This is a genomic window from Bradyrhizobium sp. 132 (genome assembly GCF_023074185.1).
In the GTDB taxonomy this organism is placed as follows: Bacteria; Pseudomonadota; Alphaproteobacteria; order Rhizobiales; family Xanthobacteraceae; genus Bradyrhizobium.
Genome location: NZ_JADPKY010000126.1, coordinates 306,153 through 329,334 on the forward strand (window position 1 = coordinate 306,153; position 23,182 = coordinate 329,334).

Genomic DNA, 23,182 nt, shown 5'->3' on the forward strand with positions numbered 1-23,182 from the left:
CATGTCGGCTGTGACCGAGGATCAACCCCGGCCCGTACGCAGAATTCCCGCCAAGCCATCGTCAATGCGAGCAGGTCTCAACCTCGATCGTGACGTGGCTCAGACCCTTCAAACCGGCGAGCCGGCGCTTGTAGGCGGCCGGCTGCTTCGGCTGGTCCGACACCACCGAGAGCAGCACCGCGCAATGGCCGGGCCCAACCTGCCACAGATGCAGATCGGTGACGCGGTCGTCGCCGACTTCCATTCGCGCGCGGATGGTGCGCTCGAGCTTCTCGTCGGCGCGCACGTCGAGCAGCACCGCGCCCGATGTCTTGATCAGGCCGAACGCCCAGCTTGCGATCACGGCACTGCCGATCAGGCCGACTGCCGGATCGGCCCAGACCCATCCCGAATACATGGCGACCACGAGCGCGGCGATCGCCAGCACCGAGGTCGCCGCATCCGCCATGACGTGGACGTAGGCGGCGCGGAGATTGTTGTCGTGGTGGTGGTGGCGGTCATGATGATCATGATCGTGGCCGTGATCATGATGCTCATGGTCATCATGCGCATGGCCGTGATGGTGGTGATCGTGGCTGTCGCGCAAGAGCCACGCACTGGCGAGGTTGACGCAAAGGCCGAGCGCGGCGACCGCAATCGCCTCGCCATAGACGATCGGCACCGGCGTGAACAGTCGCAGCACGCTCTCGTACGCGATCTCGACCGCGATCAAACCCAAAATGATCGCGCTGGCGAAGGCGGCGAGATCGCCGAACTTGCCGGTACCGAAGGTGAAATGCGAATTCCCGAGGTGCCGTCGCGCGAAGCGATACGCGAACGCGGCAATCCCCAGTGCCGCCGCGTGCGTCCCCATGTGCCAACCGTCGGCGAGCAGCGCCATCGAGCCGAACAGCGAGCCGGCGACGATCTCGCCGACCATCATGACCAGCGTCAGGACGACAACCAGCCAGGTGCGCCGCTCATTCTCGTCGTGCTTGTCGCCCAGAAAGGCGTGGTCATGGGTCCATTGTTCGATGGAATGGGAATGCATCGAGAATTCTCCGATAAGGTCCGGTCCGTTGACCCGCAATATAGACCCGCGGGTCTTCCCGGCAAAATTGGCGAAAACGGGCCGATTGACAGGTCGGCGCGGTTTCGGTGTAATGAAGTCCATGGGGATTTGAGCGATCTCCCCACGAGGCGACATGCCCAAGTATCGCGTCCCGTTGTTTTTTACGAGGGCGCATCATGTCTTCCTACACGACGATATCATCTGAAAAACTGGCACGGCTGATCGGCACGGCAAATGCCCCGGTCCTGATCGACGTGCGCACCGACGAGGATTTTGCCGCCGACCGGCGGCTGATCCCGGGTTCGATCAAGCTCAGCCACGACAATGTTGCGGAATGGGGCGGCGAATTCGCTGGCCGCACCGCGATCGTCTCCTGCCTGCGCGGCGGAAAGCTCGCGCAGGGCACGGCGGCCTGGCTCAGGCAGCTTGGGGTCCAGGCCGAGACGCTGGAAGGCGGCTTCGAGGGCTGGAAGGAGGCAAAGCTGCCGCTGCTCGACACAAGCAAGCTGCCGCCGCGCGACGCCAAGGGACGCACCGTCTGGGTGACTCGTGCGCGGCCCAAGGTCGACCGCATCGCCTGCCCTTGGCTGATCCGCCGCTTCGTCGATCCCAACGCGGTATTCTTGTTCGTGGCCCCCCCCGAAGTGGTCGCCGTCGGCGAGCGATTCAAGGCAGCCCCCTTCGACATCGAGAACGTGTTCTGGAGCCACCGCGGCGAGCTCTGCACCTTCGACGTGATGATCGAGGAATTCGGGATCGCGGCACCGGCTCTGCTTCGCCTGGCAACGCTGGTGCGCGGCGCCGACACGGCGCGGCCCGACCTCGCACCGGAGGCCCCCGGCCTGCTCGCGGCATCGCTCGGGCTGTCGCGGATGTACGACGACGATCTCGAACAGCTCGAGGCCGGCATGCTGCTCTACGACGCGTTCTACCGCTGGTGCCGCGATGCCACGGCTGAGACCCACAACTGGCCGACCAACAAGGTGAAGGCGTAATGGATAGCCGTACTATCGAAACAGGAGCTGATGCCGGTCACGGCATCAGCTTCGGTGAAGCCTTTCGCGTCTGGCTCCGCGTCGCCTGCCTGAGCTTTGGCGGGCCCGCGGGCCAGATCGCGGTGATGCACCGCATCCTGGTCGAGGAAAAGAACTGGATCTCCGAAGGCCGCTTCCTGCACGCGCTGAACTACTGCATGCTGCTGCCGGGCCCCGAAGCGCAGCAGCTCGCAACCTATATCGGCTGGCTGATGCATCGCACCGCGGGCGGGCTGATGGCGGGCGGGCTGTTCATACTGCCCGGCATCATCGCCATCATGGGCCTGAGCTACGTCTACGCCGCCTATGGCAATGTCAGCTTCGTCGAGGCGCTGTTCTTCGGGCTGAAAGCCGCCGTGCTCGCCATCGTCGTCGAGGCGGTGGTGCGCGTCGGCAAGCGCGCGCTGAAGAACCGCATCATGATCGCGCTCGCCGCGGTTGCCTTCATCGCGATCTTCTTCTTTGCCGTCCCCTTCCCCATCATCATCATCGCCGCAGGCATCATCGGCTATGCCGGCGCGAGAAGCGGCCGTCCTGAGTTCGCGCCGGCCGGTCATGGTCACGGCGGCAGCAGCGCCTTGGTCGACAGTATGCTCGGCGGAGCCGTGCCCGATCACGTCCGACCCGACACCGCCCGCACGATTCGCGTGGGTGCGCTGTGGCTGGCGCTCTGGCTGGTGCCGGTAATCGCGCTGCTGCTCGCTGTTGGACAAGACAACGTCTTCAGTCACATCGCGCTGTTCTTCTCAAAAATGGCGCTGGTCACCTTCGGCGGCGCGTATGCGGTGCTGGCTTATGTCGCCCAGCAGGCGGTCGAGCACTATCACTGGCTCAAGCCGCACGAGATGCTGGACGGCCTCGGCATGGCCGAGACCACGCCGGGCCCGCTGATCATGGTGCTCCAGTTCGTGGGCTTCATGGCGGCCTACCGCGATCCGAGCGGCCTGTCGCCGATGCTCGCGGCTACGTTGGGCGGATTGCTCGCGACCTGGGTCACCTTCACGCCCTGCTTCCTCTGGATCTTCGTCGGCGCCCCCTACATCGAGCGGCTGCGCGGCAACACCGGCCTTGCCGGCGCGCTCAGCGCGATCACGGCCGCCGTCGTCGGCGTGATCCTCAACCTCTCGATCTGGTTCGCGCTGCACACACTGTTCCGCGAGACCGTGCCGGTGCACGCCTTCCCGTTTGCCTTCGACATGCCGGTGCTGACGAGCGTCGACATCCCCGCGCTCGTGCTGTCGATCGCGGCCGCGACCGCGCTCTTCCGGTTCAAGCTCGGCATGCTCACGGCGCTCGCCGGCAGCTGCGCCGCGGGCGTGGCGCTGCGGCTGGCGGGGGTGATCTAGGGAGCGGGCTCATAGGTTCGTCGCATCCGGTTTGCCATTGAAAGGCGTCGTTAAGCCGTCAGGGTTGCATGGCGGCCTTGGGCCATTCACGTCGCTCAATCCCTGCCTTCGAGACGTCCGGTCTAGCCCCTGACTCCGGACCTGTCGCTGCACTGCGCCAACCGACGCGATGGGCCAATAGGCGACATTTCCGAAAACAAGAGGCGGCCAACTTCGCTGACGGCCATTGGCAGACGAACGACGAAGCGGTTGCAGTGCTCCGAAGAGCTGGTAGAGCCGCTTCATGCCATTCCGCTATTCGTGATAGGTTACTCTCAGCCGTAAACGTTTTCAGCCGTGTTGGACAACAACGGAGGCTTTGCCAATGAAATCCAATTTTTACTCACGGCCGGTAGATGAGTTCGCCACAAGTAAAGCCGATGCACTGATCTTGGTCGGTCGCATCCTGTTTGCGTGGGTATTCGTCGGAAGCGCCTACGGAGCAATATTCAACTTCAGCGGCTCCGTCGGCTACTCCAGGTCGCTGAACCTTCCAGCACCCGAGCTGTTCACGGCGACGAACATCGCACTGGAAATATTGATATCCGTCAGTTTGGTATTGGGCATCGGTACGCGCTTCTGCGCAGTGCTGACATTTATGTTCGTACTGGTGGCAACTGCTATTGCACACCGCTACTGGGAGTATCCATCCGGTGCGCAGCAGATTGGTCAATACAATCATTTTCTGAAGAACATCTCGATCATGGGAGGCGCGATGTTGATCTTCGTCACTGGGGCGGGCCGCTTCAGTTTCGACCGAAAAATGTAGCCCGATCACTTCACCTTGACCTTGAAAGCCTCCTCGATCAGTCGGCGGATGCTCTTTGATAGCGGCTTGAGTGCCTCGCTCACGATCGCGAAGAGAAGCATCAGCCACGTCGCAAGCGCGGCACACCACAGCAATAGTTCAAATGTCTCCGGCATGATGACCTCATCAAAAATATCTGTTCTGAATCGCCAAATGCTACTTCAAATGCTACTTAACGGGACCGAGGCAATCGGCGCGCTCCTGCGGCGGCGTGTATCTCCCTCAACTGCCAGGCTGGGAGTACTTGCCCCGAAGCTGGCTTACAGTTTGGCGGACCTTGGCAATTTCGTCCTGCGTCCAAAGCCTGACGAGGTTTACATTGTGGATGGCGCCGGATGCCACCACGGTACCGGAAATGGCCGGTGCCGCACTGGGATCGGGCACATCAAAAATCACTAGGACGCCCGGACCTTCAGAAGCGGTGCTATCCATTGAGATCAGTTTCCCGCCGGCGGCTTCGATGAGGTTGTTGGCCGCTTCCACGCGATTGGTCCCAGGCTTGTCCATAATGCTGTTGAGGGATTTTGGTGTGTATTGCCCCGTCATACAAAATGCATGGTGACTTCCTCCTGTCGGGGGATGTTCAGGTCACTAAAGCGCAAGATTTATTTCGGGCTCAACAAAATAGGCGGTCATAACCGCGTTGAGCGAAAGACCATATACCCCGCCGTGGGCAACATGCCGCTGAGAATAAACGGGCCTTCGGCACTGCCCGCTCGCGGCTGAATAAACAACCTACATCAAAGATCTGTCGCGCGCCAAAAGAATCTGATTCGCTAGCCCTACCGCCAAGTGTCAGCGGGATTTACCTGCATCAGCCATCCCTCGAGCCAAACTATTGTCGGATCTGGGTCAAAGGTGGCGGTCGGACCCGAATGGGACGACTTCCGCTGTACCTCTCGCTCCGGACATGTCGCTGCGCTGTGCCAGCCAACGTGATGGGCCAGAAGCGGTCGACGCAGCCTGGCGCGAAGTTCGCCAGCTTCCGCCCTCAATAGCCGACATGAGTGGTTGTTACGTTCTTCTGCTTAGGCCGCAGCGGAAGTGGCTCGCCTATCCGCCAAACTTTTCTGCCCGCACGCACATCATTGTGGGCCGGGGAACTGTTACTGCCGCATTGGTTTCACCGAACGGCCACGAGAGAATCCAACGCTAACCAAAGTTCGTGGATAGTGCGTTTGGTTCCCAAACTGAGGAAAGGAATAACCATGCGCATCATTACTGCATCCGTCATTATTGCAGCACTCTCGCTTGGGATGACCGCTTTCGTGCAGGCTCAAGGAGCGTCCCCGCAACTCAGAGCGCAGGAACCGCCTGCTCAGTCCGACACGGTCATTCGAAGCATACAGGTAGTCGACATCAAGCAATTGCAACCTGCGGTTCGCTCAAAGGTCGATGAAATCGTCGCGCAGACAAGCGAAGAAGATTTGCAATCACTTCGGAAGTCCATTGACGCGGCACCGGCGGCAGTATCTGCGCTTAAAGCGAAGGGCTTGAGCTCGTCGCAGGTTGTTGCCATCAACATCGCCGACGGTGTGCTCACGATGTTCGCCAAGACGGCCTAAAGCGGGAAGTTCTAGTGAAAGCTCCACCATGGACTGTCACCACTCCAAGCTTAACGGTACCGTGTTCGGCATACATGATTGGCTTATCTATCTACGGGATCAAGCGGTCACGTGTCTGAAACTTGTTGAGCAGGCCGACGATCGTCTCGTTAAAACCGAACTGCTTGCGTTGGCGTCGGTCTGCGAGGAGATCGCCGATAACATCGAAGATCATTTGGCAGGCGGGGAAGGCCGCGCGCCGCGTGGGGCAAGGCTGTCATGAAAGAGGCCGCCAACTGCGGCGGCCTCAAATGTCCGCAAGGGGTCAAAATCCGAAATACTCAACCTGCGCTAATCTAGTCCGTCATGCCTCGATTAGCGGACTTTAATGAAGCGGGTCGCCACTTCGCCGATGGGCCAGGACCACACCTGATCGTCTGCAATCAGCTAGCTCCGAATCGAACGGCTTGGATCAGCCAAATCACTGCCGCGAGGTTCAGTAGAGCAGTGCCTGCAGGACCATAGGTTTTCATCGGATCTTTGATCGTCCCGCCTATGGCGGCATCACCGGCCTGAACGATGATCATGCTCCATGCGACGGCTTGGAGCCATCCAGTTGACCCCGTAATAAATGGGACCGCGCTCGCGATCACTAAAGCCGTGCTTCTCGCACAGGCATAAAGTGCCATGGTGCGGGCAGTGTTGCTCGCACCTAATGCCGCCGCCATGGAAAATCCAAGACTGATGATTGCGCTGATTGCGGTGATGGATGCGCAAGCGATGAAGGGGAGAGTCATTCAACATCCTGGTGCAGTCGTGGTTCGAAAAATCCAGTTATATACTGCTCCCGTCAGACAAACTATCGTGAGCGCAAAGACGATCGAGATCAATGCGAGCCTGGCTCGACTGCAGTGACTCGACGCGGCTGGTTTGCAAGATCAGTCCTTCAATGTCTGCTTCGGGTCACAAGCGGTCGATGATGACCGCGCCGAACGACTTCCGCTCTGCCCTCGGAAGCTGCCGTCTCTCAGCACGCGCCCTTTGGGCGAAAGCCGTCACCCTCGCCTCCCCGTCCCGTCGGGCAAAACAGCCGCGACCACTTCCGCCACACCGCCTGTCAAGCCCATCTCGCAAAATATTCCACTTTACCGAATTTCTGATTTATCGTACACAAACACCCTGGCCCGAGACAAGGGGCGGATCGCGATCGTCACGAACCGCGGGCTGGGCAGCGATGGACGCGACGGCGTCGGGCGTAAACAGGCATTGCAGGGCGGCTTCGGCTGTGAGCAATCGCTTCGCGCCGACGACACGACGCCGACAGCGTCTTCGCATGGCTTCGGGTGTGAGCACACGCCAGCACTCGAAGTCCCAGCGAAGACGTGCGCAGACGAACAAGTCGTGTGGTCCTGACGCCCGGGGTCTGTGCGTCAAGTCCTGCGGTGATGAGGCGGCCCGACCGGGCGCGCGCATCAGCTATCCGCAGGGCGACGGGGGCAATAGTGCATCGCTCCCCGGGGAGAGCACGAAGGACACGTTAAAACCATCGCGCAGGGAAGGCCGGGCGATCCGGCGAACCTGCGGTCCACCCCGTGTGCATTTCTATGGCGCACGGACCTTGCGGGTGCCCGCCGGCGCCCGGCCTTCCCTGCGCCCTTTCCTTGAAGGTGGCGCGAGAGGTAGAACTCGGGCGAAATGCGCCGCGAGAATGCGAACTCTCGCCCGCTGTTTGAAATGTGAATTGAAGAGAAACGGCTGAATCTTGCTGCGTCATAAGACCCTCATGGTGAGGAGCGCGAAGCGCGTCTCGAACCATGAAGGCCCGGATATTTGCCCGAGGCCATCCTTCGAGACGCGCGTTCCGCGCTCCTCAGGATGAGGAGAAGAGTGGTTTGACGCAGCAGAACTACCGCATCATCATCCGCGCAATCGCTTCGCCGATCACCACCGTCGTAAAGTGGGTGTTGGCGCGGCAGTCCGACGGCATGATCGAGGCGTCGGCGACGCGCAGGCCCGCGATGCCCTTCACCGTACCATCAGGGTTGACCACGCCGTCGGCCTGCTTGAAGCCGGTCATGCGGCAACTGCCGGCGGCGTGCTGGATGTCGCCGGTTTCGCGCCGCAGCAGCGCATCGAGTTCATGATCCGGCAGCGCGGCTGCCTGCGGCAGCGTCAGATCGGTGTCCGTCAGCCGGATCCAGTCGGCGATGCCTGATAGCGCCGGCTGGGAGGTGATCACGGCCAGCCGTTTCACCGCATCCATCATGCGCAGCATGTCACGGGGATCGGCCAGCATGTTCTCCTCGACAACAGGATCGATCGCGGGGTCGGTCGAGGCCAATTTAAGTGTTCCACGAGAATACGCATTGAACAGCCCGGCACCGATCGCTCCTGATACGCCGATGCCGCGGTGGTTGAAGGCGATCAGGATCATGTCCCGTTTGCCGCCATCGCCGAGGCCTGACGAATAGGTCACGCAGCAATTGGTATGGCGGGTGTCGGGATCGCTCGGCCGCAGGTTTTCATGGAGCTGGACCGTGGCGCGAAACAGCGGATGGTCGAAGAAGTGCCGGCCGACCGGCAGGTCGCGCTCGACCGCGATTCCCATCGCCTTCAACTCATCGGCAGGTCCGATGCCCGAGCGCAGCAGGATCGCCGGACTGTGGATGGCACCGGCGCAGAGCACGATCTGGCGCGCGCTGATCTCGCTGGTGCCCTGCCCCTCGATGTGAACGCGAAGGCCGGTCGCCCGGCCGTCACTGATCAGCACGCGATCGACCAGTGCGTGCCCGCGAATCTCCAGATTGGCGCGGCTCCGCGCGGGCTCGAGATAACCTTCATTGGTGGTGATGCGGCGGCTGTCCCGGCTGTTGATGGGATAGCAGGCGACGCCCTCGCCGTCGGGACCATTGACGTCGGCGCACCAGGGATAGCCGCTCGCCAGCGCCGCATCGCGCAAGCCGCGATCGATCGGGCCCCATTTGTCCGGCGGCGCCCGATAGACCGGCAGCGGTCCGCCGCGGCCATGGCCCGCTGCGTCGCCGAACTCCAGATCATCCTCGATCACCGAGAACAACGGCATGACGTCCTTGGCCGACCAGCCGGTGCAGCCATTGGCGGCCCATTCGTCGAACGCGTCGGCGACGCCGCGGATGGCGATCTGGCCATTCATCATCGACGAGCCGCCGAGGCCCTTGCCGCGCCAGTAGAAGCGCGGCTCCTGCCCCGCCACCCGGCGCGTCAGAAGATCAGGCCATTGCCATTTCTCCTGGTACTCGCGCTTGTGGATGATCGGGATGGGATTTGGCGTCATCACTTCCCAGGGCGCCTCGTCGGCGCGCCAGTCGAGACCCGCCTCCAGCAGCAGGACGCGCCGTGCGGGATCTTCGGAGAGCCGTGCCGCAACAGCGGCGCCGGCGGAGCCGCCGCCGACAACAATGACATCGTACATCGCGCTACTTCTCAACGTTCCAGAAAACCGGGATGGCGGACGGTATCAGACCGCGCAAACCGGCGCGAGAGGCGGTGGGCTGGGCGGGCGATGATCGGTCTCACCGGACGCGCGTTGCTCGTATGAAAACATAGGACGGAAATCGTCGGCAACGATAATTTGCAGGCGCGGCAGTGGCCTTGCGCCTGGTCGGGGTGATCTGAGCCGGGCTCTATGGCGTGAACTTGTAGGACAGGCCGGCGCGAACGGTATCGATGGTCTGTCGGCCGCCTCGATCCGTGGTGGGCGTGCCGCCTGGCTCAGTGGTCGTGATGTTGCTGGTCGCTTCTACTGTGCCGAAATCGTAGTGCAGATATTCGATGCGGCCGATCCAGTTCGAGTTGCCGAGGAAGGTCTCGACACCGGCGCCGGCGGCCATCCCGAAATGATTGCGCGCCGTCTCGATCACGGCGGCCGTGACCGGGCTGGGGGCCGAGTTGGCCGAGCTATCGATGCGGTGCGCACGTTCGAACGCGAGACCGCCGGTGGCATAGAGAAGCCAACCACTCGAGGGTGTCCAGCCGAGACGCCCGCGCAACGTGCCCAGGTATTTGACGTTGTCCGACAGCGTGTCGCTGATGGTGCCCGCGAGCACGGTTGGCGTCGAGCCCTTGATGCCGGTAGCGCTGCCGTCGATCTCGACACCCGCAACGACGCTCGCATACTGCCAGTTGTAGCCGGCCTGGCCGCCGCCGAGCCAGCCTTTCGACTTGATATCGCCGATGGTGACCCCGCCAAGCAGGGAGGCGTCCGAAAAATCGTTCTGCTTCCAGCCATAGCCGCCATGGGCGCCAAGATAGAAGCCGGACCAGCTTTGCAGCGATGGCGGCGGGCCCGCCTTGGCGTAGGCAAGCGCAGACACCGGCAAAGCTGCGTCCGGCCCGAACTTGTAGGACACGCCCGCGCGCACGAGATCGACGGTTTGACGGCCGATCGCGGTCGCCGCGGCAAAATTCGCGAGCGGCGGCGAGACGGAAACCAGGCTTGAATCGGAACGGACGCGGCCGAAATCGTAGTGCAGATATTCCAGCCGCCCGATCCAGTTGCTGCTGCCGAGCATCATCTCGCCCCCCACACCTGCAACCCAGCCGAAGCGGTCGCTCGGTGTGGCCGTCCGCGTGGTGGTGACGCCCGTCGCGGTGGTGTCCTGCTGCACCTGGGAGATCTCCAGCCGTTCCCAGCCGAGGCCGGCGGTACCGTACAGCAGTAAGGTGTCGATCGGCGTCCAGCCGAGACGGCCGCGCACGGTACCGAGATATTTCACCTTCTCGTCAAACTTCAGCGTCGAGGCGAAGCCAGGAACCGCGATCGAAGCTGTCGAGGTGCTGCCCTTGATGTCGGCCGCGCTGAGGTCGGCCTCGAGGCCGGCGACCACGCGATCATATTGCCAGTTGTGGCCGAACTGACCTCCGGCGACCCAGCCTTGCGACTTTGCGCCGGTCAGTGCGCCATCCGGTGCAAAGTCGAGCAGCGGCAGCGGCAAGGTCGCGGGATCATCGCCCCAGCCATAGCCACCATGGGTACCCGCATAGAACCCGACCCAGCCGTTGCGCGCCGATGCCATCACGGGCGCCTTGACGTAAGGCACCGGCGCGAGACGCGCCTGCTCGCCAAACTTGTAGGACACGCCGGCGCGAACCAGGTCGATGGTCTGCGACCCCGACGTCGAGTTCACCTGGCCGATCGCAGCGGTGATCGCAGACGAGTCCGCGATATGACCGAAATCATAATGCAGATATTCAATGCGGCCGATCCAGTTCGGGCTGCCCAGCATCGCCTCGACACCGGCGCCGGCGACCCAGCCGAACCGGTCGGTCGGCGTGCGGCTGGACGACAGCGTCGCACTGACCGGCGCAGTCGAGGTCTGCAATGTCTGCGATGTGGAGTCGAGCCGCTCCCAGGCTAGGCCTGCGGTCCCATACAGCAGCACATTGTCGGCCGGCAGCCAACCGAGGCGGCTGCGAACGCTGCCGAGATATTGCGCCTTCTCGCTGAGGGTGATGGTCGTCGCGTCGGTCCCGCCGAGGAGCTGGCTGACCGCGTTGCTGCCCTTGATGTCGGTCGCCGAGAAATCGAACTCGAGCCCGGTGACGGCGCGGCCAAATTGCCAATTGTAGCCGGCCTGCGCGCCGTAGACGGCGCCTTTCCCGCGGATGCCGTTGATCGATTGCGGCGTCGCCAGCGCAAACGCTTCCGACTGTGAGAAGTCGTCGCGCCCCCAACCATAGCCGCCGTGGACACCGAGATAGAAGCCCGCCCAGGACGCGGCGAGCGCTGGCGTCACCTTGACCACGGGCAAGTCCGCAGCGAGCGCTGAACCGGACAATGCGATGAGCGAGACGCTACAAAGAAGCAGGCAGCGCGGCGGACGCAACACCGTGTTCGATCCCGGCCCCATTCCCAGTCCCCAACGAAATTCTCAAAATATCTGGTGCAGATGGAATCACGGAGATTCGTGATTCGCTATCTCTCGTTGAGCGAGCGAATCGCGAAAGCCTTTCGGCGTGTTCAAACGGCAACAGCACGCCGCGGAAAATGCTGCATTTATCGGCACATAGGACGAAATCGCAATCAAACGTTAGGAGGTGCGCGATTTGCGAATCAACAAACCGCACCTCCCGTTTGAAAGTCGAGCTACCCGATCACCTTGCCGAACTTGTTCGATTTCGGGAAACCCTTCGGCGCCAGGCGGCCGGCGTCTGCGCGGGTGCCTTGCCACTCGGCCAGTTCCTTCATCGTCGCCGAGAATTCGCGGCCAGCGGAATCCTTCCAGGTCAGCCCCGCCTTGGCGTCGAACACCGCGATGTCCGAAAGGCCGCCGTCCTTGTACTTCTGCAGGCGCGCACCACGGCCACGCGGCATCTCCTGCGTCTGGTCGAGCGGGAAGACTAGCATCTTGCGGTTCTCGCCGATCACCGCGACAGTGTTGCCGAGCACCTCGGTGATCGCGCACGCCTCGTTCGGCATGTCCACGTTGAGGACCTGCTTGCCCTTCTTGGTGGTGCCGACGCAATCGTCCTCGTTGACGACGAAGCCCTGGCCCTCGTGGCTCGCGACCAGGAATTTGCGTCCGCCCTTGTTGACGAACAGCGTGACCGGCGCGGCCTCCGGCTCGAGATCGATGAACTGGCGGATCGGCTCGCCATGACCGCGGCCGCCCGGAAGTTTTGCGACGTCGAGCGAGTAGAATTTTCCATTGGTGGCGAACAGCAGCAGCTTCGAGGTCGTTTCCGCGAAGAACGCTAACCCGAGCTTGTCGTCCTGCTTGAAGGCCAGCCCCGAGAGATCCTCGACATGACCCTTGAGGGTGCGGATCCAGCCCTTGTCGGAGACGACGACGGTCACCGGCTCGCGCTCGACCAAGGCCTCCTCCATGGCGGCGAGATCGTGCTCGGGCGCGTCCGCAAAGGTGGTGCGGCGCTTGCCGAGCGCGGTCTTCGGCCCGAACATGTCGCGGACCTTGCCAACCTGCTCGGCGACCTTCTTCCACTGCTCGGGTTCGGACGCCAGCAATCCCTCGATGCCCTTCAGCTCTTTGCGCAGATCCTTGTCCTCGCTGCGGATCTCCATTTCCTCGAGCTTGCGCAGACTTCGCAGCCGCATGTTGAGGATGGCTTCAGCCTGCACTTCGGTGAGCTTGAACGCCTTGATCAGCGCCGGCTTCGGCTCGTCCTCGTTGCGGATGATCCTGATCACCTCGTCGATGTTCAGATAGGCAATCAGCAAGCCGCCGAGAATCTCCAGCCGGCGCTCGATCTCGGCCTTGCGATGGTTGGTCCGACGGATCAGCACGTCGCGCAGATGGTCAAGCCATTCGCGCAGGCACTCCGCGAGTCCCACCACCTTGGGCACGCGGCCCTTGATCAGCACGTTGAGATTCAGCGGAATCTTGTTTTCGAGCTCCGTCAGCCGGAACAGCGATTCCATCATCAGCGCCGGATCGACATTCTTCGACTTCGGCTCGATCACGATACGGACGTCTTCGGCCGACTCGTCCCTGATGTCTCCGACCAGCGGCAGCTTCTTCTGGTCCAGCAGCTCGGCGATCTTCTCGATCAGGCGCGACTTCTGCACCAGAAAGGGTATCTCGGTGACGACGACGACCCAGGTGCCGCGTGCGCCCTCTTCCTGCTCCCATCGGGAGCGGACGCGGAACGAGCCGCGGCCGGTGGTATAGGCTTCAGCGATCGCCTGCTTGGAATCGACGCAGATGCCGCCGGTCGGGAAATCCGGGCCCTTGACCCATTTCAGCAGCGCCTTGGATTTCGCGTCGGGCTTCTCGATCAGATGCAGCGCGGCTTCGCAGAGCTCGGCGGCGTTGTGCGGCGGGATCGAGGTCGCCATGCCGACCGCGATACCCTGCGCGCCATTGGCGAGCAGGTTCGGGAAGCCGCCGGGCAGCACGACGGGCTCTTTCGACTGGCCGTCGTAATTAGGGCGGAACTCGACCCCGTCCTCGTCGATGCCGTCGAGCAGAAGCCGCGCGACGTCGGTCATCCGCGCTTCGGTGTAGCGGTAGGCAGCGGGATTATCGCCGTCGATATTGCCGAAATTGCCCTGGCCGTCGACAAGCGGATAGCGCGAGGAGAAGTCCTGCGCGAGGCGGACCATGGCGTCGTAGATCGCCTGGTCGCCATGCGGATGGAACGAGCCCATCACGTCGCCGACGATTTTGGCGGATTTCTTGAACGCCGTGCCGGGGTCGAGCCGGAGCAGGCGCATGCCGTAGAGGATGCGCCGGTGCACCGGCTTCAGGCCGTCGCGGGCATCGGGCAGCGCGCGGTGCATGATGGTGGAAAGCGCGTACGCAAGATAGCGCTCTTCCAGCGCCTCACGCAGCGGCACCTCGTGAATTTCGGCCGGTTCCTCCGGCGGAATCAATCGTTTTCCCATGCCGCCCGGTTAAACCGTGGAAGCGAATCGGGCAAGGATCGATTGGTTCCCCGTGGGCGGCCTACTGGCCGGCCCAGCCTGCGGTGAAGGTCTGGGTGGGTTGCGCGTTTTTAGCCTGCGTGGTGGCCGGGGCATTGGTCAGGCACCGCCGCGCAGTCTCGATCTCGGCCTCCGTCGCACCCTTGGATCGCGCCCATGCCTCTGCTGCTGCAGCGGAATATTTAGCCACATAGAACCTGACAACGGTGCAGGAGGCGCGGCGAAAGACGCCGGGTTGCTCGCCTGCGAGGGCGTCCGGCGCCAGCGTGACAAGCGCCGCCGATATCACAAATCCCTTGATCAGCATGAGGCTTATCCCCGGTTGGAACCCCGAGGGCAAGTCCAGGAAACCCAATTTGGTTCCAATGACGGTTGGCCTATTGGGGCAATGCAGAGCCGCGCCAGCCTCATGGCGCGGGAATCGCGGCCTTCGCCTGCTGTCTCGTCAGCGCGTTGATGAAGCCTGCCCGCGCGTCGGAATGGCCCTGCCCCCGCGGCTCCAGCACATGGCGCAGCAGGAACAGCCCGGTCAACCGAAGGCCGTCCTGAAGATCCTGGTCGGTGACGTCGCTCGCGGCTACGCCACGACGCAAAAACGGCGGCAGCCGCAACAACCGATCCCGCCACGGCTCGCCCGCGCCGCGTGACACCGCGCCGCCTGATTTCGGCGAGACATAGATCAGGTCGGTAGTCTCCCCGGTTACCGCGCAGTTTTCCAGCGCAAGCCCGAAGCCGAGCTCGGCGAGCATCGCCAGCTCGAAATGGATCAGGTGCACGGCGGCGCCGCCGATGTCGTCGAAATCGTCGAGCGAATGCTCGAGCTGCGCCAGGATGTTTTCGTGCGGATCGCGCTCCGGCAGCAACCGCGCAATCGAGGCGAGATGGGTGATGCCATAGACGCCGTGGGGGGATGTCAGCAGCGTCGCCGCGCGCAGCTTGAGGCCCTCGATGGCATAGGTGCCGAGATGCTCGTCGAGCCGCGCCCGCCACACCACGCTGAGGCTGTTGCCGGGCTGCAGCAGCGGCCGCATCCGCGAGCCGGCGCCGCCGCGGACGAGACCGAGATGGCGGCCGTGCGCACGCGTCAGCAGCTCGACGATGGAGCTACTCTCGCCATGCCGCCGCACGCCCAGCACGATGCCTTCGTCGGTCCATTCCATGTGCGGAGTCTAGCGCATTTCAGGCGATCGTAGGGTCGGCAAAGCGAAGCGTGCCCACCAATTTGATCAACCGCGCAAAGCGGCGAATCCTCACGCGTTGAACCAACCCTGTGCATCTCCGCTGAACGAGAAATACAATCCCATCGCCGTCAGCACGCAGGAGACGATCTCGATGGCGCTGTCGAGTTCCATGCCCTTCTCGCCGATGATCTGGCCGAGCGAGATCACCGACAGCACGAGCGCTGCCGCCAGCACCCATCGCGGCCAGTTCTTGCGCCAGCGTGCAGCGAGCCAGACGAAATAGACCAGCAGCAGGATCATGCCGCCGGCGAGCAGCGTCGCCGTCATGATCATCTGCTCGGTCATCTCGGCATTCGGTGTGCGGTCCTGCACCGCGACCGACAGGGCATCCAGCATCAAGGATGCATAGAGCAACGCTTCGAAGCGCCGTACGTTGCCGGGTACGCTCATCGGTGACCGATCTTTTCTTGGCTATTCTTTGGGAAATTCCAGGCCCATCTCGCGGTAGCGATCGGGATCATCGCCCCAGTTCTCGCGCACTTTGACGAACAGGAACAGATGCACCGGCACACCGAGGATCTCACCGATCTCCTTGCGCGAGTCCGCGCCAATCGACTTGATCGTCGCGCCGCCCGCGCCAAGCACGATCTTGCGCTGGCTCTCGCGCTCGACGAAGATCGTCTGCTCGATGCGGACCGACTTGTCCTTGCGCTCCTCCCACTTGTCGGTCTCGACCGTGGACTGGTAGGGCAATTCCTGGTGCAGCTTGCGAAAGATCTTCTCGCGCGTGATCTCGGCCGCAAGCTGCCGCATCGGCGCGTCCGACATCTGGTCTTCGGGATAGAGAAACGGCCCCGGCGGCACGATCTCGGCGAGAGTATGCCTGAGGTCGTCGACGCCGTCGCCGGAGATCGCCGCGATCATGAAGGTCTTCGCGAAGGCCATGCGCTCGTTGGCCGCCTGCGCCAGTGCCAGCAGCTTCTCGCGCTGGACCAAATCCACCTTGTTGATGACCAGAATCTTCTCGTGCTTGACGCTTGCGACCTTGGTGAGGATCGCCTCGGCTTCCTCGTCGATACCGGCCTTGGCATCCAGCAGCACGCAGACGAGGTCGGCGTCATGCGCGCCGCTCCAGGCGGTCGAGACCATGGCGCGGTCAAGCCGGCGCTTTGGCAGAAAGATGCCGGGCGTATCGACCAGGATGATCTGCGCGTTGTTCTCGATCACGATGCCGCGGATCAGCGCCCGCGTGGTCTGCACCTTGCGCGAGACGATCGTGACCTTGGCCCCGACCAGCGCATTGACCAGCGTGGACTTTCCGACGTTCGGGGCGCCGATCAGCGCGACAAAGCCGCAGCTCGTTGCGGCGGGCGCCTCGCCGCTTGTTTCAACCGTCATTGCCGCCGCCAACACCTTCGCGTTCGATCATCACTGAAGCCGCTACCTTCTCCGCTGCGCGCTTGCTGCCGCCAGTGCCTTCGGCCGGCGCCAACCCCGGCAGGTCCACCGCGACACGAAACTCCGGATCGTGATGCGGGCCGGTGCGCTCGACCTCGCGGTAGACCGGCGTCGGCAGCCCCTTGCCTTGCGCCCATTCCTGCAGAACAGTCTTGGGATCGCGCAAGGGACGCCGCGGCTTGTGCATGCGCTCGGTCCAGTTGCGCTTGACGAACTCGGACGCCGCCGCGTAGCCGCCGTCGAGGAAGACGGCGCCGATCACGGCCTCGCAGATGTCGCCGAGCACGCTCTTGCGCAGGCGCGCGTCGGCACCAGGACCGACCGAGCCGAGCTTGATGTCGTCGAGCAGACCGAGCGACTTGGCGACGTCGGCGCAGCTCTCCTTGCGCACCAGTTCGGCAAGTCGCTTGGACATCTCGCCTTCGTCGGCGTTCGGGAACGCGTGATAGAGCATGTCGGAGACGACAAGTCCGAGCACGTGGTCGCCGAGGAATTCCAGCCGCTGATAGCTGTCGCCACGCTTGCGCCCGGACTTCAGCGCCGAGACATGCGTGATGCCCTGCATCAAGAGGTTCGGATCGGCGAAACTGTGGCCGATGCGGGCCTCGAGCGCCGCGTTCGCATCCGGGCCCTTGGTCTTGCTGCTCCGCACCCGCTTCTTCTTTGCAGGCGTCTTGACTTCAAGGGTGTTGGTCGCAGCTTCGCCGTCGGCGCCCGCTTGCGCCTCGGTCGGGTGGGTCGCGATGTCCTTGACTTCGTCTTTCATCGGACGATTTTGAAGAAGCGATTCCAGCGCACCGCCCACGGCCAGCGCCAGAACATCCAGGCATGCTCGCCTTCGGCGATCGAGAAGAAGATCATCTGGGCGCGCCCGACCAAATTCTCCTGCGGCACGTAGCCGACCTGGCCGAGGAAGCGGCTGTCGGTGGAGTTGTCGCGGTTGTCGCCCATCATGAAGAAGTGGCCGGTCGGCACGGTGTAGACGTTGGTGTTGTCCACGTAGCCGTTATCGGCGCAGTCCAGCGTCTCGTAGGACACGCCGTTCGGCAGCGTCTCCTTCCAACGCTTCACCCGGGAGACGCCGCCGCCTTCCGAACCGCAGGGATCCTCGCCGACAAATTCGCTCATGCGCTGCCGCTCGACCGGCGTGTCGTTGATGTAGAGCAGACCGTCCCGCATCTGGATGTGGTCGCCGGGAAGCCCGATCACGCGCTTGATGTAGTCGGTGGAGTCGTCCTTCGGCAGGCGGAATACGACGATGTCGCCGCGGCTCGGGTCCGAGCCCCAGATCCGCCCCGAAAACAGCGGCGGGGAGAACGGGATCGAGTAGTGGCTGTAGCCGTAGGAATATTTCGAGACGAACAGATAGTCGCCGACCAGCAGCGTCGCCTTCATCGAGCCGGATGGGATGTTGAACGGCTGGAACAGGAAGGTGCGGATCACGAGCGCGATCAAGAGGGCGTGGATCACGACCCGGATGGTTTCGCCCACGCCGGTCTCAGTTTTGGTCCCTGAAGTCACGCTCATTGCTCTCTCAATTCCGGCCGGCGGTCCACAGCGCGCCCCCCACCCGCGAACGGCCCGTCGGTTCGCGTCCCAAGGAGATTGTCCTGATTCTGATAATGAGAGCCAATTCCGGCGTAAAGCCGAATTCGCCCAGGCTGATTTGCGTCCGCGGACTTTTAGACGGTTGTCGGAGGCCACGCAATCAAGGAACGCATCAAAACTGGATAAGTATTTGATTTTTAATGATAATTATAAAATCGAGGGAGACCCATCAGGGTTTGGCCAGCGGCACGGCGGAAATGATGACGAAGGCCTGGGCCAGCGGCCAGTCATCGGTGATCGACAGATCGATCTGTGCCTCGAACCCCTCCGGCGTCAGGGCCTGGAGCCGGGCCAGCGCCCCGCCCGTCAATTGCATGGTTGGCCGTCCTCCCGGCAGGTTGACCACCCCCATGTCGCGCCACCACACGCCGCGCCTTATGCCGGTGCCGAGCGCCTTGGAGCAGGCCTCCTTGGCCGCGAACCGCTTGGCGTAGGTCGCCACAACCATCTTCTCGTTCTTGGCGCGCCGCTCCGCCTTGGCTCGCTCGGCCGCGGTGAAGATGCGATCGAGGAAGCGCTCGCCATGGCGCTCGATCACCTTGCCGACGCGGGTGATGTCGATCAGATCGGAGCCGATGCCGATGATCATGCCCGGCTCCGGCCGCGGTCCATCGCTGCGCGCATGTTGCGCACCGTCTCGGCGAGACCGACGAACAGCGCTTCGCCCATCATGTAGTAGCCGATGTTGAGCTCCATGATCTCCGGCAGGGCCGCGATCGTCTCCGCCGTGGCATAGTCGAGCCCGTGTCCGGCGTGAATCTCCAGCCCTGCTTGCTTCGCCAGCTTTACGCCCGCCACGATCCGCCGCCATTCGGCCTCGGCCTTGTCGGTGTGGCCGTCGACGACGGCGTCGCACCAGGCGCCGGTGTGGATCTCGATCACGGGCGCACGCAGCCGCGCCGCCATCTCGATCTGGGCGGGATCGGCGGCGATGAACAGCGACACCCGGATGCCGGCATCGTTCAGCCGCGCGATATAGGGCGCCAGCGCGTTGTGCTGACCGACCACGTCGAGCCCGCCCTCGGTCGTCACCTCCTGGCGCCGCTCCGGCACGAGGCACACCGCGTGCGGCTTGGTGGCGAGCGAGATGCGCATCATGTCGTCGGTCGCCGCCATCTCGAAATTGAGCGGCTTGGAGATTTCGGCTTTCAGCCGCGCCATGTCCTCGTCGCGGATGTGCCGGCGATCCTCGCGCAAGTGAGCGGTGATGCCGTCGGCGCCGGCCTGGATCGCCAGTAGCGCCGCGCGTACCGGATCTGGATTGCGGCCGCCGCGCGCATTACGCAGGGTCGCGACATGGTCGACATTGACGCCGAGGCGGAGCGGAGGTGCAGGCATTTCAGACTCACGGAACCATAGGGACAGACCAAGCCGGAAGGCGTCTATCCATTAACACGTTCGACGCGGGCGACGACCGCCTTCGCGCGCAGCTGGGCCAGGATCGCACTCAAATGCTTCAGATCGTAGACTTCGAGATCGATCGTCGTCTCCGTGAAGTCCGGTGAGCGGCGCTGCATGCTGATGTTGTCGATGTTGCCGTCGTGCTCGGCAATCACGGTCGCGATCTGCGCCAGCGCGCCGGGCTCGTTGACGTTCTCGACCCTGATCCGGGCCGGGAAGCGCTGCGGCGCGGAGTCCTCGATGTCCCAGCGGACGTCGAGCCAGCGCTCCGGCTCTTCCTCGAAATCCTTCAGGGCCGGCGCCTGGATCGGGTAGATGGTGATGCCCTCGCCCGGCGTGACGATGCCGACGATGCGGTCACCGGGCACGGCGCCGCCGTTCGGCGCGAACTTCACCGGCAGGTCCGAATTGATGCCGCGGATCGGGATCGCGACCGAGCTGCGCGGCGGTTCCGACGACTTCTCCTTGAACTTGGCGGCAAGCCCCTTCTTGACGCCGTAGCGCGCGATGCGCTCCTCCTTGTAGTCGGGATACATCGCACGCGCGACGTGGGAGGCCTTGATCTCGCCGCGCCCCACAGCCGCCATGACGTCCTCGATCGAGGTCCGCGCGAGCCGCGGCAGCGCGCCCTTGAGCTTGTCGTCGGCGTATTCGATCTTGGCGCGCTCGAACAGGCGTTCCACGATGCGCCGGCCGAGACCGACATATTGATCGCGCACCGCAGTCCTGGTGGCGCGGCGGATCGCGGCGCGCGCCTTGCCGGTGACCGCGAGCGTTTCCCAGGCGGACGGCGGCGCAGCTTGCGCTTCCGAGGTCAGCACCTCGACCTCGTCGCCGTTCTGGAGCTCCGATGACAGCGGCGCGAACTGGCCGTTGATCTTGCAGCCCACCGCGCTGTTGCCGACGTCGGTGTGCACGGCATAGGCGAAGTCGATCACATTGGCATGGCGCGGCAGCGCGATCAGCTTGCCCTTCGGAGTGAAACAGAACACCTGGTCGTGGAACAGCTCGAGCTTGGTGTGCTCAAGGAATTCCTCCGGGTTCGCACTTTCGGAGAGGATGCCGATGGTGTGGCGCAGCCAGGCGAACGCGTTGGACTCGCGCTTGAGGAACTCGGTCGGCGAACCGGCGCCCTCTTTGTAGAACACGTGCGCGGCGATGCCGCGCTCGGCGATCTGGTCCATCGCCTCGGTGCGGATCTGCAGCTCGACGCGCTGGTTGCCAGGGCCGATCACGGTGGTGTGGATCGAGCGGTAGTCGTTTTGCTTCGGGGTCGAGATGTAATCCTTGAAACGCCCCGGTACGACCGGCCAGGTGGTGTGGACGATGCCGAGCGCGCGATAGCAGGACTCGATGTCGTTGACGACGAGGCGAAAGCCGAAGATGTCGGACAATTGCTCGAAGCCGACAGATTTGCGCTCCATCTTGGTCCAGATCGAGAACGGCTTCTTGCTGCGGCCATAGACCCGCGCGCCAAGGCCCCTGTGCCGCAGATTGTTGGAAAGCTGCGCCTCGATCTCGCCGATCAGATTGCGGTTGCGCTCGGCGAGCGCATCGAGCCGCTGCATCACCACCGAATAGGCTTCGGGATCGAGAGTCCGGAAGGACATATCCTCCAGCTCCTCGCGCATTTCCTGCATGCCCATGCGCCCGGCCAGCGGCGCATAGATGTCGAGCGTCTCCTCGGCGATGCGCCGTCGCGATTCCGTCGGCACGAAGTCCAGCGTGCGCATGTTGTGCAGGCGATCGGCGAGCTTCACCAGCAGCACGCGGACGTCGTCGGCAATGGCCAGCAACAATTTGCGCAGATTCTCGGCCTGCTTGGCCTCCCGCGACACCAGCTCCAGCCGCTTCAGCTTGGTCAGGCCCTCGACCAGCGCGCCGATCTCGGGCCCGAAGATCTGGTCGATCTCGGCCCGCGTCGCTTCGGTGTCCTCGATCGTGTCGTGGAGCAACGCAGCCACGATGGTTGCATCGTCGAGCTTCAGATCGGTGAGAATCGCCGCCACTTCGAGCGGGTGCGAGAAATACGGGTCGCCTGAGGCGCGGGTCTGCGAGCCGTGCGCCTTCATGGCGTAGACATAGGCGCGGTTCAGCAGGTCTTCGTCAGTGTTGGGATTGTAGGACCTGACGCGCTCGACGAGGTCGTATTGACGCATCATGCGCGCGCGGGACTTCGCCGGACGCGCCACCGGCGCAGTCGGGGCCACGGCAACCGATTCGGTTGCGGCCTGCATCTGCGTTTGTGTGCGACGCCGATATACCATGCCGTCCTGCCTTCAAACGGGCCACGAAGCAGCCCGTTGCATACATCTTAGCTCCGATCGCGCGCGTGTCCGATCAATTCGGTGACAGGGCCCCGCGCGAACCGACAACACTATGGTAACCACGAAAACGCCAACAAAAGCAAAGGCCCGAACAACGGTTCGGGCCTTTGACAAGATGACAAGAAGTCGATGACTGCGACGGGACGATCTACTCGTCCTCCTCGGGCTGCTCCTCGGGTGGCGCGAGGCCTTCGAGACCCTTCAGGAGCTCCTCTTCCGTCATGCGCTCGACCGCGACTTCGGTATCGTCCGCGTCTACGCTTGCACCGGCGGAACCGATCAGCGGCACAGTGTCCGGCTCCGGCTCATCGACCTCGACGAACTTCTGCAGCGAGTGCACCAGCTCCTCGCGGAGGTCCTCCGGCGAGATGGTCGAGTCAGCAATTTCACGCAAAGACACAACAGGGTTCTTGTCGTTATCGCGGTCAACCGTTAGTTGTGAACCAGACGAAATCATGCGGGCACGGTGGGCGGCCAGCAGGACCAGGTCAAACCGGTTGTCGACCTTGTCGATACAATCTTCTACGGTGACGCGAGCCATGGACTGTCGCTCCGTTGTGGGTGGGACGAAATATGTGGATGATTGGCGCTAGTTATAGGGGCCGGGACGGTTTCGCAAGGCCAATTTGTAATTTGGCCTCGCCAAACGGCTCTGCTACGCCCACATTGGGGCTGGGATGGGTGGTTTCCCGGGCTGCCATCGAGGGCGGCGCGGGGTGTATGCAAGTCCGCCATAACTATACCTTGATTGCCCCGGCTTCTCCGGATTTGCGGTTTCGACGGGTTTCGGCGGGACTTTAGAACTGCGCGGCTTGCTGTCGCCGCGCCAACAATAAACGATCAATCACGAACTCTACGCGAGCAAACTGAATGTCACCTTCCTCTACCGACAAGATCGCGCTCTTCATCGACGGAGCCAATCTCTACGCGACGGCGAAAACTCTCGGCTTCGATATCGATTAC

At 63.1% G+C, this 23,182-nt stretch carries 21 protein-coding genes and 1 pseudogene; 5 read left to right on the forward strand and 17 right to left on the reverse strand.

The window, feature by feature from the left end; translation table 11 throughout:
- Positions 1-61: 61 nt before the first annotated feature.
- Entirely contained in the window at positions 62-1,030 is a 969-nt protein-coding gene (gene dmeF, locus IVA74_RS27120) for a CDF family Co(II)/Ni(II) efflux transporter DmeF (protein ID WP_247349441.1), read from the reverse strand.
- A 197-nt stretch (positions 1,031-1,227) separates the two neighbouring features.
- Here dmeF and IVA74_RS27125 point away from each other — a divergent pair, with 197 nt between their 5' ends.
- The 3 genes from IVA74_RS27125 to IVA74_RS27135 all read left to right on the forward strand — a co-directional run bounded on the left by IVA74_RS27125 (position 1,228) and on the right by IVA74_RS27135 (position 4,239).
- Positions 1,228-2,046: a chromate resistance protein ChrB domain-containing protein gene (locus IVA74_RS27125; RefSeq protein ID WP_247349442.1), complete on the forward strand. Its 819-nt coding sequence runs from the start codon at positions 1,228-1,230 to the stop codon at positions 2,044-2,046.
- The gene (gene chrA / locus IVA74_RS27130) at positions 2,046-3,431 is read left to right on the forward strand and encodes a chromate efflux transporter (protein ID WP_247349443.1); all 1,386 of its coding nucleotides are present in this window, start codon (positions 2,046-2,048) and stop codon (positions 3,429-3,431) included. The genes IVA74_RS27125 and chrA overlap by 1 nt, the downstream gene beginning before the upstream one ends.
- A 364-nt stretch (positions 3,432-3,795) precedes the next feature.
- Positions 3,796-4,239: a DoxX family protein gene (locus IVA74_RS27135; RefSeq protein ID WP_247349444.1), complete on the forward strand. Its 444-nt coding sequence runs from the start codon at positions 3,796-3,798 to the stop codon at positions 4,237-4,239.
- Between the two features lie 5 nt (positions 4,240-4,244).
- Here IVA74_RS27135 and IVA74_RS27140 read toward each other — a convergent pair whose 3' ends face one another.
- Both IVA74_RS27140 and IVA74_RS27145 read right to left on the reverse strand, forming a co-directional pair.
- A complete protein-coding gene (locus tag IVA74_RS27140; RefSeq protein WP_247349445.1) occupies positions 4,245-4,394 on the reverse strand; it encodes a hypothetical protein in 150 nt (49 codons plus the stop codon).
- Between the two features lie 106 nt (positions 4,395-4,500).
- Positions 4,501-4,824 (reverse strand): GYD domain-containing protein, encoded by a 324-nt coding sequence (locus IVA74_RS27145; protein ID WP_247349446.1) that lies wholly within the window; start codon positions 4,822-4,824, stop codon positions 4,501-4,503.
- 662 nt (positions 4,825-5,486) lie between these two features.
- Between IVA74_RS27145 and IVA74_RS27150 the strand changes: the two genes are divergently transcribed.
- The gene (locus IVA74_RS27150; RefSeq protein WP_247349447.1) at positions 5,487-5,843 is read left to right on the forward strand and encodes a hypothetical protein; all 357 of its coding nucleotides are present in this window, start codon (positions 5,487-5,489) and stop codon (positions 5,841-5,843) included.
- A 422-nt stretch (positions 5,844-6,265) separates the two neighbouring features.
- On the opposite strand, the gene IVA74_RS27155 is transcribed toward IVA74_RS27150, so the two are convergent.
- The 14 genes from IVA74_RS27155 to rpoZ all read right to left on the reverse strand — a co-directional run bounded on the left by IVA74_RS27155 (position 6,266) and on the right by rpoZ (position 22,760).
- Positions 6,266-6,619, reverse strand: coding sequence for a hypothetical protein (locus tag IVA74_RS27155; RefSeq protein WP_247349449.1), 354 nt, complete (start codon positions 6,617-6,619; stop codon positions 6,266-6,268).
- A 1,109-nt stretch (positions 6,620-7,728) separates the two neighbouring features.
- Positions 7,729-9,273 (reverse strand): GMC family oxidoreductase N-terminal domain-containing protein, encoded by a 1,545-nt coding sequence (locus tag IVA74_RS27160; protein WP_247349450.1) that lies wholly within the window; start codon positions 9,271-9,273, stop codon positions 7,729-7,731.
- Positions 9,274-9,484: 211 nt separating this feature from the next.
- The gene (locus tag IVA74_RS27165; RefSeq protein ID WP_247349452.1) at positions 9,485-11,710 is read right to left on the reverse strand and encodes a hypothetical protein; all 2,226 of its coding nucleotides are present in this window, start codon (positions 11,708-11,710) and stop codon (positions 9,485-9,487) included.
- A gap of 236 nt (positions 11,711-11,946) precedes the next feature.
- Positions 11,947-14,205, reverse strand: a complete 2,259-nt coding sequence (gene parC, locus IVA74_RS27170) for a DNA topoisomerase IV subunit A (RefSeq protein WP_247349454.1) — start codon at positions 14,203-14,205, stop codon at positions 11,947-11,949.
- Positions 14,206-14,266: 61 nt separating this feature from the next.
- A complete protein-coding gene (locus tag IVA74_RS27175) occupies positions 14,267-14,551 on the reverse strand; it encodes a hypothetical protein (RefSeq protein WP_247349456.1) in 285 nt (94 codons plus the stop codon).
- A gap of 100 nt (positions 14,552-14,651) precedes the next feature.
- Complete coding sequence (gene recO, locus IVA74_RS27180; RefSeq protein WP_247349458.1) at positions 14,652-15,404, reverse strand: DNA repair protein RecO; 753 nt, start codon at positions 15,402-15,404, stop codon at positions 14,652-14,654.
- Positions 15,405-15,494: 90 nt separating this feature from the next.
- Entirely contained in the window at positions 15,495-15,875 is a 381-nt protein-coding gene (locus IVA74_RS27185) for a hypothetical protein (protein ID WP_247349460.1), read from the reverse strand.
- A gap of 21 nt (positions 15,876-15,896) precedes the next feature.
- On the reverse strand, positions 15,897-16,823 hold the full coding sequence (gene era / locus IVA74_RS27190; protein ID WP_247349461.1) for a GTPase Era: 927 nt from the start codon (positions 16,821-16,823) through the stop codon (positions 15,897-15,899).
- Positions 16,813-17,649: a ribonuclease III gene (gene rnc, locus IVA74_RS27195; RefSeq protein WP_247349462.1), complete on the reverse strand. Its 837-nt coding sequence runs from the start codon at positions 17,647-17,649 to the stop codon at positions 16,813-16,815. Before rnc ends, era begins: the two co-directional genes overlap by 11 nt.
- On the reverse strand, positions 17,646-18,410 hold the full coding sequence (lepB, locus tag IVA74_RS27200; RefSeq protein ID WP_247349463.1) for a signal peptidase I: 765 nt from the start codon (positions 18,408-18,410) through the stop codon (positions 17,646-17,648). The genes rnc and lepB overlap by 4 nt, the downstream gene beginning before the upstream one ends.
- A gap of 250 nt (positions 18,411-18,660) precedes the next feature.
- The gene (gene acpS, locus IVA74_RS27205; RefSeq protein ID WP_247349464.1) at positions 18,661-19,080 is read right to left on the reverse strand and encodes a holo-ACP synthase; all 420 of its coding nucleotides are present in this window, start codon (positions 19,078-19,080) and stop codon (positions 18,661-18,663) included.
- On the reverse strand, positions 19,077-19,829 hold the full coding sequence (locus IVA74_RS27210; protein ID WP_247349465.1) for a pyridoxine 5'-phosphate synthase: 753 nt from the start codon (positions 19,827-19,829) through the stop codon (positions 19,077-19,079). Before IVA74_RS27210 ends, acpS begins: the two co-directional genes overlap by 4 nt.
- A gap of 44 nt (positions 19,830-19,873) precedes the next feature.
- Positions 19,874-22,159: a bifunctional (p)ppGpp synthetase/guanosine-3',5'-bis(diphosphate) 3'-pyrophosphohydrolase gene (locus IVA74_RS27215; RefSeq protein WP_247349466.1), complete on the reverse strand. Its 2,286-nt coding sequence runs from the start codon at positions 22,157-22,159 to the stop codon at positions 19,874-19,876.
- 208 nt (positions 22,160-22,367) lie between these two features.
- Positions 22,368-22,760, reverse strand: coding sequence for a DNA-directed RNA polymerase subunit omega (gene rpoZ, locus IVA74_RS27220; RefSeq protein WP_024512695.1), 393 nt, complete (start codon positions 22,758-22,760; stop codon positions 22,368-22,370).
- A 329-nt stretch (positions 22,761-23,089) separates the two neighbouring features.
- Between rpoZ and IVA74_RS27225 the strand changes: the two are divergent.
- Positions 23,090-23,182: pseudogene (locus IVA74_RS27225) on the forward strand (NYN domain-containing protein); the annotation flags it as partial.